Annotated in this window: 17 protein-coding genes; 12 read left to right on the top strand and 5 right to left on the bottom strand. The window is 69.4% G+C overall.

The features are described from left to right. Positions 1-171 precede the first annotated feature (171 nt). Positions 172-1548 (bottom strand): MATE family efflux transporter, encoded by a 1377-nt coding sequence (locus AC07NX_RS19745; RefSeq protein ID WP_494644105.1) that lies wholly within the window; start codon positions 1546-1548, stop codon positions 172-174. Positions 1549-1766: 218 nt separating this feature from the next. On the opposite strand from AC07NX_RS19745, the gene AC07NX_RS19740 reads away from it, so the two are divergent. The 5 genes from AC07NX_RS19740 (at position 1767) to prfH (ending at position 5232) form a co-directional block, all read left to right on the top strand. Then, positions 1767-2600 (top strand): flagellin, encoded by an 834-nt coding sequence (locus AC07NX_RS19740; RefSeq protein ID WP_494644103.1) that lies wholly within the window; start codon positions 1767-1769, stop codon positions 2598-2600. Positions 2601-2881: 281 nt separating this feature from the next. After that, entirely contained in the window at positions 2882-3022 is a 141-nt protein-coding gene (locus AC07NX_RS19735; RefSeq protein WP_494644101.1) for a hypothetical protein, read from the top strand. Beyond that, complete coding sequence (locus AC07NX_RS19730; RefSeq protein ID WP_494644099.1) at positions 3012-3500, top strand: hypothetical protein; 489 nt, start codon at positions 3012-3014, stop codon at positions 3498-3500. The genes AC07NX_RS19735 and AC07NX_RS19730 overlap by 11 nt, the downstream gene beginning before the upstream one ends. Then, complete coding sequence (locus AC07NX_RS19725; RefSeq protein ID WP_494644098.1) at positions 3497-4609, top strand: RNA ligase RtcB family protein; 1113 nt, start codon at positions 3497-3499, stop codon at positions 4607-4609. Before AC07NX_RS19730 ends, AC07NX_RS19725 begins: the two co-directional genes overlap by 4 nt. Next, a complete protein-coding gene (gene prfH, locus AC07NX_RS19720) occupies positions 4606-5232 on the top strand; it encodes a peptide chain release factor H (protein WP_494644096.1) in 627 nt (208 codons plus the stop codon). Before AC07NX_RS19725 ends, prfH begins: the two co-directional genes overlap by 4 nt. Before the next feature lie 162 nt (positions 5233-5394). Here prfH and AC07NX_RS19715 read toward each other — a convergent pair whose 3' ends face one another. The 3 genes from AC07NX_RS19715 to AC07NX_RS19705 all read right to left on the bottom strand — a co-directional run bounded on the left by AC07NX_RS19715 (position 5395) and on the right by AC07NX_RS19705 (position 7247). Beyond that, on the bottom strand, positions 5395-6144 hold the full coding sequence (locus AC07NX_RS19715; protein ID WP_494644095.1) for a GNAT family N-acetyltransferase: 750 nt from the start codon (positions 6142-6144) through the stop codon (positions 5395-5397). Between the two features lie 79 nt (positions 6145-6223). Further along, a complete protein-coding gene (locus AC07NX_RS19710; RefSeq protein WP_007668086.1) occupies positions 6224-6427 on the bottom strand; it encodes a cold-shock protein in 204 nt (67 codons plus the stop codon). Positions 6428-6617: 190 nt separating this feature from the next. Continuing rightward, positions 6618-7247: a TlpA family protein disulfide reductase gene (locus AC07NX_RS19705; RefSeq protein ID WP_494644093.1), complete on the bottom strand. Its 630-nt coding sequence runs from the start codon at positions 7245-7247 to the stop codon at positions 6618-6620. Here AC07NX_RS19705 and argH point away from each other — a divergent pair, their 5' ends adjacent. The 3 genes from argH (at position 7248) to lysA (ending at position 10371) form a co-directional block, all read left to right on the top strand. Further along, entirely contained in the window at positions 7248-8666 is a 1419-nt protein-coding gene (gene argH, locus AC07NX_RS19700; protein ID WP_494644091.1) for an argininosuccinate lyase, read from the top strand. Next, on the top strand, positions 8663-8965 hold the full coding sequence (locus tag AC07NX_RS19695) for a hypothetical protein (RefSeq protein ID WP_494644090.1): 303 nt from the start codon (positions 8663-8665) through the stop codon (positions 8963-8965). The genes argH and AC07NX_RS19695 overlap by 4 nt, the downstream gene beginning before the upstream one ends. 140 nt (positions 8966-9105) lie before the next feature. Then, positions 9106-10371 (top strand): diaminopimelate decarboxylase, encoded by a 1266-nt coding sequence (gene lysA / locus AC07NX_RS19690; RefSeq protein ID WP_494644088.1) that lies wholly within the window; start codon positions 9106-9108, stop codon positions 10369-10371. A 22-nt stretch (positions 10372-10393) separates the two neighbouring features. Here lysA and AC07NX_RS19685 read toward each other — a convergent pair whose 3' ends face one another. Further along, positions 10394-10900: a PepSY-like domain-containing protein gene (locus AC07NX_RS19685; protein WP_494644087.1), complete on the bottom strand. Its 507-nt coding sequence runs from the start codon at positions 10898-10900 to the stop codon at positions 10394-10396. A gap of 127 nt (positions 10901-11027) precedes the next feature. Between AC07NX_RS19685 and AC07NX_RS19680 the strand changes: the two genes are divergently transcribed. Genes AC07NX_RS19680 through AC07NX_RS19665 form a run of 4 tightly spaced genes read left to right on the top strand, consistent with a single transcriptional unit; the run spans position 11028 to position 13357 of the window. Then, positions 11028-11384 (top strand): DUF6152 family protein, encoded by a 357-nt coding sequence (locus AC07NX_RS19680; RefSeq protein WP_494644085.1) that lies wholly within the window; start codon positions 11028-11030, stop codon positions 11382-11384. Continuing rightward, positions 11385-11858 (top strand): DUF6644 family protein, encoded by a 474-nt coding sequence (locus AC07NX_RS19675; protein ID WP_494644083.1) that lies wholly within the window; start codon positions 11385-11387, stop codon positions 11856-11858. 47 nt (positions 11859-11905) lie between these two features. Beyond that, positions 11906-12301: a VOC family protein gene (locus tag AC07NX_RS19670; RefSeq protein ID WP_494644081.1), complete on the top strand. Its 396-nt coding sequence runs from the start codon at positions 11906-11908 to the stop codon at positions 12299-12301. Between the two features lie 3 nt (positions 12302-12304). Continuing rightward, positions 12305-13357, top strand: a complete 1053-nt coding sequence (locus tag AC07NX_RS19665; protein ID WP_494644079.1) for a ThuA domain-containing protein — start codon at positions 12305-12307, stop codon at positions 13355-13357. Positions 13358-13390: the final 33 nt, after the last annotated feature.

Raw genomic sequence — 13390 nt, 5'->3', positions numbered from 1 at the left:
CGCCACGGGCCGGGCCATGCCCCGGCCCGTGGCGACCACAACTCTGACAGATCCCGGACACACAAGGGGTCGCGCCGCCCTGTCCGCCGCCCGCGGCTGATCCGCCTATCAACCCCTCATCCGACCTCGCTTCGCGAGGCCACCTTCTCCCGCAAGGGGAGAAGGTGGAGCTCACCGCTCCCTCACATCCAGCATCCGGTACCGCCCCAGCAGGAACGCCGCCGCCACGAAGCTGGTGACGATCACCGACACCACGATGCCGTTGACGCCCAGCTTCATCGGCAGGGCCAGCCACCAGGCCAGGGGTCCCATGATCAGGGCGTAGCTGATCATGTGGGTGACAGCGGGAATCCAGACCTCGCCGCGCGCCCGCAGGGCCTGGGCGCAGACCACCTGCACGGCGTCGGGAGCCAGGAACAGGCAGGTCAGGGCCAGGGCCGGGGCGATCAGGGCCAGGGCGGCCGGGTCGCTGGTATAGGCCCCGCCCACCAGGTGGCGCAGCGGATAGAGCAGCACCGCCACCAGCAGGGCGAAGACGGCGGTGACGGCGAAGGCGATCCAGCCCGCCCGGCTCATGCCCCTGGAATCCCGCGCGCCATAGGCCCGTCCCACCTGCACGGCCGTGGCGGTCGACAGGCCCAGCGGGACCATGAAGATCACCGCCGCCACGTTCAGCACCACCGCCCAGGCCGCCACGTTCAGCCCGCCCAGCCAGCCGGCCACCAGGCTCATGCCGGCGAAGGCCGAGACCTCGAACAGGTTCGAGGTCCCCGCCCCGTAGCCGACCCGGCGCTGCTCCTTCTCGGCGGCGGGGTCGCGGGCGGGCTTGTCGAACACGCCCATGGCCCGGGCGTCCTTCAGGCGCACGATCACCACCGCCAGCATCAGGGTGAAGACCGTGCGGGCCACGAAGGTCGACCAGGCCGCGCCGACCGCCCCCAGGGCCGGCAGGCCGAAGGTCCCCGGCACCAGCAGCAGGTTGACGGCCAGGTTCACCAGGTTGGCGACCCACATGTTGACCGTGACCAGGCCGGGCCGTCCCAGTCCCTCCAGCCAGAAGCTCAGGGCCACGCTGACCGCGTAGGGCGTCAGCGACAGGGAGAAGACGATCAGCGGCGCGGCCGCGCCCTGGGCCAGGGCGGTCTCGATGCCCACGTGGCGCAGCAGCGGCGGCCCGGCCAGGACCAGCAGCACCGAACCCGCCACGCCCAGCCAGAAGGCGTAGACCACGCCCCGGCGCAGCACGGCCCCGGCCTCGTGCGGCCGCCCCGCCCCCATGGCGCGCGAGCCCATCACCTGGGTCCCGACCAGCAGGCCGACGGTCACGGTCACGAAGATCGAGGTCGGGGCCCAGGCCATGGCGTGGAAGCCCAGTTGCCGGGCCGAGAAGTGGCCGACGACGATGGCGTCGGTCAGGCCCATGACCATGATGCCCAGGCGCGACAGCACCACGGGCCCGGCCAGCCGCAGCAGTTCGATCAGGTCGGAGACAATGACGCCGTTCGGCTTCCCAGGGCGGGGAGCCGGCGCGGCCGCGGAACGCGACATCTTCAGGGCCTTTCAAAGAGGCCGGGAAGGTGACCGATGCTCACGCTTTGGGCAACCCCGCTTCCCGCGCCGAGCCTTGCAACATCGGCGGCGGCTGGCGGCGCCGGACGCCCTTAACCTCGACCGCTAACGAACGCCTAAGCCAGCCCCGCCTAAGGTGACCGCCGGGCGCAAAACGCGCCTTCGGCTTGGCGGCCGAACCTGGAACCGGGGCGTCGATGGCGTTCAACAGCATCAACACCAATGTCGGGGCGATGATCGCCCTGCAATCGTTGAACGCGATAAACCGCGACCTGGCCGACACCCTGCGCCGCATCTCGACCGGCCTGGCGATCTCCAGCCCCAAGGACAATCCCGCCGTCTGGGCCATCGCCCAGAACCAGCGCGCCGAGTCCCACGCCCTGGACGCCGTGCGCGCCTCGCTGCAGCGCGGCCAATCGATCACCGACGTCGCCCTGGCGGCCGGCGAGACGGTGACCGATCTCCTGACCCAGATGAAGGCGAAGATGCTGGCGGCCTCGGACACCAGCCTCGACACCGCCAGCCGCAAGGCCCTGAACGACGACTATCTGTCGCTGAAGCGCCAGATCGACCGCACCGTGGGCAATGCCGACTTCAACGGGATCAATCTGATCTCGTCGGGCTCGACGGGCCAGGTGCGGGCCCTGGCCAACGCCGACGCCAGCGACACCATCGACGTCGACCACGTGGACCTGTCGACCACCGGCGCGGCCCTGTCGGGGATGCGCGCCGACCTGCTGGGCGCGCCGGTCAGCGCCGCCGAGATCAAGGCGATGAGCGGGGCGATCGAGAACGTGACCTCGGCCCTGTCCAGCCTTGGCACCCGGTCCTACGCCCTCGAGACCCACCTGGGCTTCATCGACAAGCTGCAGGACACCCTGGACGCCTCGGTCGGCCGGCTGGTCGACGCCGACATGGCCAAGGAAGCCACCAGGCTGCAGGCCCTGCAGATCAAGCAGCAACTGGCCATCAAGTCGCTGAGCATCGCCAATTCCGCGCCCAGCTACCTGCTGAAACTGTTCGGCGGCTGACCCGTCGGGCGGACCGGCGGCCCGCTTCATTCCCGAGGGCGTTCTGGACGGCGGTTCCGGCACGGCGTTCCCGGCGAACTTCGACCTATAGGAGACGCGCCCCCTAGACGGAAGCTCACCTCGACGGAAACCGGCCTCTTGAATTTGACCTTAAGATGCCATAGTGAGCATCACAGCCAAGCCCGGCCTGTTTCTGAGACTGGAAAGGAGAACATCATGCGAGCGACTTCAGCCCGTCAAGAAAATCTCCTCATAATCCAGACTCTTCAGGAACAGATTGCATGGGCAATTCGCTGTCGGGCGATGTCACTCGCCTGACCCCTTTCGGTGGGGTGAAAACACCTCGCCGTTTCATCAAATATCCGCTGTTCAGCCAGACGCCGTCGGCTTCCGTTTCTCGGGAGGGACGTCATGCGCGCTGACATGTTCAAAGTCATCGTCGAGCGACCGCGGTGGGGCGCTGCGCATGCGCCATCACCGAAACTGAAAAGGACCCCCGATCCGCATATCCAATACATTGGTCTGAAGCGTCACGCGTGCATCGCGGCGCCCTATTCAAAGTCGCTCAACGAAAACCTCGCACCACTTGTGCGATTTTTGCGAAGCCGGAGAGGGCGGCCGTGGGACAGCGTGTTCAGCGAGATCTGCGCCACTCTCGACACCGGCAGCACGATCAAGATGCATGTGCGCGAGCACATCGAGGACTACGTCCTGACGCGCATCTCGGTCGGTCGGCGCGGCGAGTGGATGCACGAGGGGGAGGTGCTCGGGCGCGAGGACCGATGGCGTCGCCGCCGGGCGTTCTTCGTCGATCCGCGTGACGGGATCCTCAAGGACATCAAGGGTCTCGCCCAATGCCTGCCCGCAGCCAATTGCGGCGGGAAAGGCGGTGCGCTGTGAGCCTGTCTCCTAAAATCACGCTGATCTCGGCGGACCCCTCCCGCCTGGATCCGGCTGCCGTCGACCAGCTTGAGGCGTCGGCTCGCTATGAGGGGATCGAGCGCGTCGTCGGCCTTCCCGATCTGCATGTCGGCGCTGGGATCGCGGTGGGCGCCGCGTTCTGGTCGCCCGATCGGATCTGGCCGCATCTTGTGGGCGGCGATATCGGTTGCGGCATAGGGCTGTGGGAACTGAGCAGCCCCGTGCGTAAGTTCAAGCTGGGGGCCGTGGAGCGCAAGCTTCACGGTCTCGACGAGGCTTGGTCGGGCGACACCCTGGCCGCCGTGGCGGGTTTCGGTCTACCGCCGAACTTGGCCGGCCCGGCGCTGGGCACGATCGGCGGCGGCAACCACTTCGTGGAATTCCAGCGGGTCGAAGAGGTCGTCAACGGCGAGCGTTTCGAGACACTGGGCCTGCAGGTGGATCGTGTTTGGATGATGGTTCACAGCGGATCGAGGGGATTGGGCCAAGCTGTTCTTCAGGCGCACAAGACAGAGCCTGTCAGCGCCGGGATGCTCGCGGCCAGCCCTGCGGGGCAAGCCTATCTGGCCGAGCATGATCAGGCTCAGGCCTGGGCCGTGCTGAACCGGCGGATCATCGCGCAACGCTTCTGCGACGCCATCGGCGCCGAGGGACGACCTGTGCTCGACATCTGCCACAACTGCGTGACGCCCCACCTTGGCGGATGGCTGCACCGCAAGGGCGCAGCCCCGGCCGATCGCGGGCTGGTCGCCATCCCAGGATCGCGAGGCGATTTCAGCTACTTGGTCGAACCCATCGCCGACGGCGCTGACCAGGCCCTTAGCTCGCTCGCCCACGGCGCTGGCCGCAAGTGGAGCCGCTCGGACGCGCACGCTAGGCTGTCCGCGCGTTTCCGCATCGCCGATCTTCAACGGACGGCGCTCGGCAGCCATGTCGTCTGCGAGGATCGTCGATTGATCTATGAGGAAGCGCCCCAGGCCTACAAGGACATCCAGCGGGTCGTGGCGGACCTTGAGCACGCCGGCCTGGTGCGCGTCATCGCGCGGCTGCGCCCCTTGCTCAGCTACAAGACAAGGGCGGCGTCATGAGCGAGGTCATCTTGCACCTAACGTCCGGGCAGGGACCGCAGGAATGTCGGTGGGTCGTCGCTCAAGTGGCGGCCGCCTACGTCCGCGAAGCCGAGGCCTATGGCGTCGTCTGCGAGGTCCTGAAAGGCTTTGAGGATACCCCGTCATCGCTGCTGATGCGTGTCAGCGGCGACCAGGCGCCGGCCTTCGTCGCCGGGCGGATCGGCACGGTCCTGTGGGTCGGCGACAGTCCGTTTCGGCCTGGCCACAATCGCAGAAACTGGTTCATCGGCGTCGCCCTTGCGCCGGAGCCGGACCTCGTCCCGGATTTGAAGGCTGAAGACATCGACTACCAGACCCTGCGCGCCAGCGGTCCGGGCGGTCAGCATGTGAATAAGACCGATAGCGCCGTTCGCGCTACCCACCGCCCCACCGGTCTGGTCGCCACCGCGCAGGAACAGCGCTCGCAGCACGCCAACCGCAAGTTGGCGCGGTTGAAACTAGCCATGATGTTCGAAGAACAGCGGGGCGCGTCACGCGGCAAGGCCCGCCGATCGCAATGGAGCCTTCACCAGCAACTTGAGCGCGGCAATCCTGTCAGAACGTACATGGGGGTCCGCTTCACGCCGAAATCCGCGACCTGAACCCAAACGGGGCGGGCGGAATTCCCGCCCGCCCCCTTCCAACCGAGCCGCCTCCGATCCTGGGCCCGACGCCTTCGGCCGCCCCCCCGAACAGACGACGAGCATGTCCGCTGTCAGCCCCGACGGCCGGCCTTGTCGGCGGCCCCGGCCGCGTTCCGCGCCCTACTCCACCACCCAGTACCGGTAGCCATAGGCCGGCACGAACCCCAGGCCGCTGTAGAGGCCGATGGCCGGGGCGTTGTCGGTTTCGACCTGCAGATAGGCGCGGCGGGCGCCCAGGGCCCGGGTCTCGTGCAGCAGGGCCGCCAGGACCCGCCGGGCCAGGCCCTTGCGGCGGTGATCCGGCAGGGTGCGCATGCCGAAGATCCCCGCCCATTCGCCGTCGACCGCCCCCGCCCCCAGGGCCGCGACCTCGCCGTCGATCTCGAGCCGCGCGAAGCGGGCGGGCGCGGGGATGCGGCCCAGGGCGTCCAGGCGCTCGCGGGCGTCGGCGGCGTTGCCGGCGGCGCTGGCGGTCAGCACCGCCTCGAAGGCCGGGTCGGGCGCGCCGGACAGGGTCACGGCCGCGTCCGCCGCGCCCGCGATCATCCCCGAGGTCTCCCCCACCATCACCACCGTGCCGTGGGTGGGCCTGTAGCCGCGGGCCCGCAGGTGCTCGGACAGGTTGGCCGGGACCACCGCCCCGTCCGACAGCTTGAAGCGGGCGGGCAGGCCGCGCGCGGCGTAGAAGGCCTCGGCCGCGGCGATGGCCTCGTCGATCGGCCGGTCCGGCTCGCCCAGGGGCCAGCAGGCGTTGATCCGCAGCGACCAGCCGTCCGAGGCGTTCAGCCGCCAGCCGCCCAGCGCCCCGCTCTGGCGCGCCGGCCAGGCGCGATCGGCGACGATTTCGAGCAGGCGGGAATCGACGGTCATCGGGCCTTCCATAGCAGGCGGGCGCCGGTTCGTTGAACCGGCGCCCGCGAAACTGGCCTATCGAACGAAAGTTCGCCGCCTAGAGCGGCTTCAGGTTGGCCGCCGCGATCTTGCCGCGCTCCTCGGCGGTGTCGAAGCTGACCTTCTGGCCTTCGTCCAGGCTGCGCAGGCCCGCGCGTTCGACGGCGCTGATGTGGACGAACACGTCCTTGCCGCCGTCATCGGGCTGGATGAAACCGAAGCCCTTGGTGCCGTTGAACCATTTCACTACGCCGGTCGCCATGGAGTGTCTCCTAGAGATGGCCGATCCAATGCCCGGACAAGCGGGCGGGTAACAATCTCAGTCGTCCGGGTAGCGTTGGCAGCCCAAATCCAGGATTGCACGCCAGAGTGGACACGCGGCCGTTGAGGGGTCAATTCAAAAAACAGCGATATCCTTAAGGGCGCGCCTCGCTGCTCTTCAGCCCCGGGCGTCAATGCTCGCGGAGAAGGGCCTCGACCAGGCCCCGGGCTTCGGGGCTGGACCAGTCGGCCTCGCCCGACATCCGGGCCCGCTCGCGCCCCTGCTTGTCGTAGATGACCGTGGTCGGATAGCCGGCGGCGCGGGGCTCCAGGTCGAACGACATCTTGTAGTTCTTGTCGCGATAAACCTGCAGCGGCGGGTTGGCGGCCATCTCGGCCTGGACCAGGTTGAGGTCGACGTCCTTGTCGACGCTGATCGGCAGCACCTTCAGCGGCTGGGTGGCGTAGGCGGCCTGCAGCTTGCCGAGGGTGGGCATCTCCTTCTTGCAGGGCGCGCACCAGGTGGCCCAGAGGTTCATCACCACCACCTGGCCCTTGAAATCGGCCAGGGTCAGGGGCTTTCCGGCCCCGTCGGTGAACACCGTGGCCGGCGCGGCGCGCGGCTGGGCCGGTACGTCCAGCTTCTCTAAGGACGCTTTCTTGAATTCCTTGAGGTCGAGAACGCCTGCGGGTTTGAACGAAGCCTGAGCGATGACGTATAGAACCGCCGCGACGCCGATCAGCAGAACGGCGCCGATCACCCACCTCAGCGGGCCGAGCTTGCGCGCGGCTTCTTCCCTGTCCGACTGGAATTCGCTCATATGACCGACAACGCCTCTGATAAGCCCGCCGCGAACGGCCAGGGCCAAGCCATGTGGGGCGGCAGGTTCTCGGCCAAGCCGGCGGAGCTGATGCAGGCGATCAATGTTAGCATCGGCTTCGACAAGCGCCTGTGGGCGCAGGACCTGGCGGGCTCCCGCGCCCATGCGCGGATGTTGATCAGCCAAGGCGTGATTGCAAGGGAAGACGGCGAGGAAATCCTCAAGGGCCTGGACGCCGTCGAGGGCGAGATCACGGCCGGGGCCTTCCCGTTCCGCGACGAGTACGAAGACATCCACATGAACATCGAGGCGCGGCTGCGCGAACTGATCGGCCCGACGGCCGGCCGGCTGCACACCGCCCGCTCGCGCAACGACCAGGTGGCCGTCGACTTCCGCCTGTGGGTGCGCGAGGCCTGCGAGCGGTCGGCGGGCCAGCTGGAGGCCCTGCAGCGGGCGCTGGTGGCCCAGGCCGACGCCCATGCCGACGCCCTGATGCCGGGCTTCACCCACCTGCAGCCGGCTCAGCCGGTGACCTTCGGCCACCACCTGATGGCCTATGTCGAGATGTTCGGCCGCGACGCCTCGCGGTTCCGCGACGCCCGGGCCCGGATGAACGAGTGCCCGCTGGGCGCGGCGGCCCTGGCCGGCTCGCCCTTCCCGATCGACCGCCACCAGACCGCCGCCGCGCTGGGCTTCGACCGCCCGACCGCCAATTCGCTGGACAGCGTCTCGGCCCGCGACTTCGCCCTGGAGGCCCTGTCGGCCGCCTCGATCACCGCCACGCACCTGTCGCGCCTGGCCGAGGAGATCGTGCTGTGGACGACGCCGATGTTCGGCTTCATCAAGCTGACCGACGCCTTCACGACCGGCAGCTCGATCATGCCGCAGAAGAAGAACCCCGACGCGGCCGAGCTGATCCGCGCCAAGGTCGGCCGGATCCTGGGCTCGCTGACCACCCTGACGGTGGTCATGAAGGGCCTGCCCCTGGCCTATTCCAAGGACATGCAGGAGGACAAGGTCCCCACCTTCGAGGCCTTCGACGCCCTGGAGCTGTCCTTGCTGGCCATGGCCGGCATGGTGTCGGACCTGACGCCGAACACCGAGAAGATGGCCGCCGCCGCCGGCGCGGGCTTCTCGACGGCCACCGACCTGGCCGACTGGCTGGTCCGCGAACTGAACATGCCTTTCCGCGACGCCCACCACGTGACAGGCTCGGCCGTCAAGGCGGCGGAGACGCGCGGTCTCGACCTGGCCGACCTGTCGCTGGCGGAGTTCCAGGCCATCGAGCCGCTGATCACCGACGCGGTCTACGCCGTGCTGACCCCGGCCGCCTCGGCGGCCAGCCGGATGAGTTATGGCGGGACCGCTCCCGCCCAGGTTCGCGCCCAGATCGCGCGTTGGAAGGAACTGCTCGGATGATCCGTCCCCTCACCGTCTTCGTCGTCGCCGCCCTGGCCCTGTCGGCGGCCGCCTGCGGCAAGCAGGCCGAGCTGGAGCGCCCCGCCCCGCTGTGGAACGCTCAGAAGAAGGCCGCCTACGAGGCCGAGCGGCGCAAGGGCTCGGCCACCGCCAACCAGCCCGCCCGCGCCAACGGCACGCAGGAGAATATCGACCCGGCCTCGAGCAACCGCACGACCCGCGCCGCGCCGCTGGGCGGCACGCCCGACCCGTTCGGCGGCCCCTCGGGCGCGGGCTTCCCCAGCGCCCAGGGCAACTGACGCCACGACGTGAAATCCTCGTCCTTCGACAGGCTCAGGATGAGGATTTCAATCGAAACGCCCCTGCATAGCCCTCATCCTGAGCCTGTCGAAGGACGAGGGCGGAGCCGCCGACGCCGACGCGTCCAGGAAGACCCGACGTGAACCATTTCGAATACGGCCCCGAGGGCCTGGCCTGCGAAGGCGTCCCGCTGGCGCGCATCGCGGCCGAGGTCGGCACGCCGGTCTATGTCTATTCCCGCGCCACCCTGGAGCGGCACTTCACGGTGTTCCGCGACGCCCTGGTCGCCGCCGGGATCGTCGACCCGCTGGTCGCCTACGCGGTGAAGGCCAATTCCAACGTCGCGGTGCTGAAGGTGCTGGGCGACCTGGGCGCCGGGGCCGACACGGTGTCGGAGGGCGAGGTCCGCCGGGCCCTGGCCGCCGGCATCCCCGGCGAGCGGATCGTGTTCTCGGGCGTGGGCAAGAAGCGCGGCGAGATCGCCTTCGCACTCAAGGCCGGCGTCGCCGAGATCAATGTCGAGTCCGAGCCCGAGCTGAACCTGATCGCCGAAGTCGCGGCGGGTCTGGGCCTGAGGGCCAAGGTGGCGTTCCGGGTCAATCCGGACGTCGCGGCCGGCGGCCACGCCAAGATCGCCACCGGCAAGTCCGAGAACAAGTTCGGGGTGTCGTTCGCCGAGGCCGCGCGCCTCTACGCCAACGCCAGCAACCACGCCCATCTCGAGCCGATCGGCGTGGCCTGCCACATCGGCAGCCAGATCACCGACCTGACGCCCATGCGGGCCGCCTTCGGCAAGATGCGGGGCCTGGTCGAGCAACTGCTGGGCGAGGGCCTGCACGTCGAGCGCCTGGACCTGGGCGGCGGCCTGGGCGTGCCCTATTTCGACATGCCCGAACCGCCCTCGCCGGCCGAGTTCGCGGTCATGGTCGCCGAGGCGGTCCAGGACCTGCCGGTGAAGCTGGCGTTCGAGCCCGGCCGGGTGATCGCGGCCAACGCCGGGGTGCTGGTCAGCGAGGTGATCCACGTCCACGAACGGCCGGAGGGCAAGCGCTTCCTGGTCATCGACGCGGCGATGAACGACCTGATCCGCCCGGCCATGTACGACGCCTTCCACGACATCCGGCCGGTGATCCCGCGAACCGGCGAGACGACCTACGACGTGGTCGGCCCGATCTGCGAGACCGGCGACACGTTTACACGTGAGCGCGCCTTGCCGCCGCTGGCGGCGGGCGAGCTGGTGGCCTTCATGTCGGCCGGGGCCTATGGCGCGGCCATGGCCAGCGAGTACAACACCCGGCCGCTGGTGCCGGAGGTGCTGGTCGACGGCGACCGGTTCGCCGTGATCCGGGCGCGGCCGTCGTACGAGGAGATGCTGAGCCGGGACGTGACGCCGGATTGGGTCTAGGGCCGGCGGACCGCGATCCTCCCTAGTGCGGCCAGGCCTCGGTCAGCACCTTGGCCTTTCCGCCCTTCCAGCTGACCTCCAGGGCCGGCGTCTTGGGCTGGCCTTCGGCGAACAGCTCGTAGATCACCACGCCGTCGTTCTGGGTGCTCTCGATCACCCGGACGGGCGCGACCTTGGGCGCGGCCTTGACGGCGGCGTCGCGCACCGGCTGCGGCGCGGCGGTCCAGGCGATGTCACGCTGGGTCTCGACGATCGTCCAGGCGCCGTTCTTCTCCAGCAGGTCGAACTCGATCTCGGCGCCGTCAGGCAGCACGCCCTCCACGTCGTAGTAGCGGCGGTCCTCGCGCTCCTTGAGTTCGGCCTCGCTGATCCTCAGGCCGGGCGCGGCGGCTGTGACCGCGGCGACCACGGCCGGCGGCAGGTCGGCGGGCGCCACCGGCGTGACCTTGGTCTCGGGCGCCCCGGCCACGGCGACGCCGGCGACGGCGGCGAGGGCCAGGGTCTGGAACGGCGTCGAACGCATCGGCATGTCGGATCTCCTGGGGCGGTTCTCCAGAGTGACACCGGTATCACAAACCCGAAGCACGGTGAACGATTGAACGCGCGCGGACTTTGACTTCAAATCGCGGCGGGGCGGGCCGACGAAGGAGCCATCTATGACGCTGCACAAGAGTCTGGCCGGCGCGGTCGCCCTGGCCGTCCTGATCCCCGGAGCCGCTCTCGCCCACCACGGCTGGAGTTCCTACGACGCCGAAAAGGTCCTGACCGTCACCGGGCCCCTGACTGACGTCGCCTGGCGCAACCCGCACGGCGAGGCCAAGATCAAGCATGCCGGCAAGACCTGGGCCGTCATCCTGGCGCCGGTCGCCCGCATGGAGGCCCGCGGCCTGACCGAGGCGATGATCACCGGCGGCAAACCGGTCAAGCTGGTGGGCTATCCACGCAAGGACGGCGCGACCGAGATGCGCATCGAACGGGTCACGGTCGACGGCAAGACGGTCGAGCTGCGCTAGGTGGAGGCGCTCGCCGCCGCCCTGCAGGCTTCGCCGCTCGGGGTCTGGGCGCGGGGCTCGAACCTGGCCTATCCGATCGCCAACCTCGTTCACCTGCTGGGCCTGGTGATGCTGATCGGCGGGATCGGGGTGCTGGACCTGCGGCTGGCGGGCGCGCTGCGCCGGTTGCCGGTCGAAACCCTGTGGCGCTACCTCGTCCCGCTGGCGGTCCTGGGCCTGGTCCTGCTGGTCCCCGCCGGCTTCGTCATGTTCGCGGCCGACGCCGCCAGCCTGGCGGTCTCGACGGTGTTCCGCTGGAAACTGGCCCTGATCACGCTGGCCCTGGCCAACGCCCTCGCCTATCGCCTGCTGTGGCGGCGGCGCCTGGCGCGCTGGGACGTCGATCCGCCGCTGGGCGGACGGCTGATGGCGATCGGGTCACTGGCCCTCTGGCTGACCGTCGCCGGCCTGGGCCGCTGGATCGCCTACGCTTAGCGCCGGGCGCGCTCGTGCTAAGCAGGGGCGTCACCGAGTGAGTCTCCATGGCCCAGCACCTCGCCCTCCTGTCCCTGCTCGTCCGCGACTACGATGAGGCCCTGGCCTTCTATGTCGGCAAGATGGGGTTTTCCCTGGTCGAGGACAGCGAACTGGGCGGCGGCAAGCGCTGGGTCGTCGTCGCGCCCGGCGCGGCCGGCACGCGCTTCCTGCTGGCCAAGGCCAGCGACGACCAGCAGCAGGTCCTGGTCGGCGGCCAGGGCGGCGGCCGTGTCTGGCTGTTCCTACACACCGACGCCTTCGAGGCCGACCACGCCCGGCTGAGCGCCGCCGGGGTCAGGTTCCTGGAAGAGCCCCGCCACGAGGCCTATGGCAGCGTGGTCGTGTTCGAAGATCTCTACGGCAACCGCTGGGACCTGCTGCAGCCCAAGACCAAGGCCTGATCCATGCTTTCTCACCTGCGCCGCTTCCTCGCGCCCCTGTTCGTCGCGCTCGTGGCCGTGACCGCCGGTCCCGTCCTGGCCAAGCCCGCTCCGCTGCGGGTGCTCTATCTGGACCAGTCGGTCGGCTGGAAGCACGCCCCCGTGGCCCGGCCCGACGGCGGCGGCCTGGCCCCCTCCGAGATCGCGATGAAGGCCATCGGCCAGGAGAGCGGCGCCTTCACCGCAGAGGTCACACAGGACGCCCGCGAGATCACGCCGGAGCGGCTGGCGACCGTCGACGTGCTGGTGTTCTACACCACCGGCGCCCTGCCGCTGTCGCCGGAGGCCTGGGCGGCCGTCCAGACGCGTGTAAAGGCCGGCAGACTGGGCTTCGTCGGCGTCCACAGCGCCACCGACACCGGCTGGCCCTATGACGGCCCCGGCGAGACCTATACCCGCTTCATCAACGGCAAGTTCGCCGGCCATCCCTGGACCCAGGGCACGCCGATCCGCGTCGAGACCCTGGACCCCGACCTGGCCCTGGTCGGCATGTGGCCAGTCAGCTTCGACTACGCCGAGGAGATCTACCAGCACAGCGACTTCGACCCGGCCAAGGTGCGCGTCCTGCAGACCCTGGACTTCGCCGGCACGCCGCTGAAGCGGCCCTACGCCGTGCCGGTCGCCTGGGCCCGCCAGATCGGCCAGGGCCGGCTGTTCTTCACCAACCTGGGCCACACGCCCTCGACCTGGGACGACCCGCGTTTCCGCAAGCAGATCGTCGAGGCGGTGAAGTGGACGGGCCGGCGCACCGACGGCGGGGCCACGCCCGACACCCTGCGCCAGTTCCTGCGGCAGGTGAAGGCGCTGCTGGCCTACGAGCCGGCCGCCGGGCGCGACGACAAGGCGATCATCGGCCGGCTGTTGAAGATGGACCCGAAGTGGCAGGCCGCCACCGCCCAGCGCATCGCCGACCTGCGGACGGTCTATCCCGCCAAGCCCGACAGCGACCGCGCCCCGTTCGACGCGGCCTACAAGGCGGTGCTGGCGGACGTGCTGGCGCGGGGCGGCGTGAAATAGCCCTGGTCGGAAGTTCCCTCGATCGGGAACGTG

Source organism: Caulobacter sp. GW821-FHT09A05, from assembly GCF_059418465.1.
Note: the sequence above shows the minus strand (reverse complement) of the source record. Positions and strands in the feature narration are given on the sequence as shown.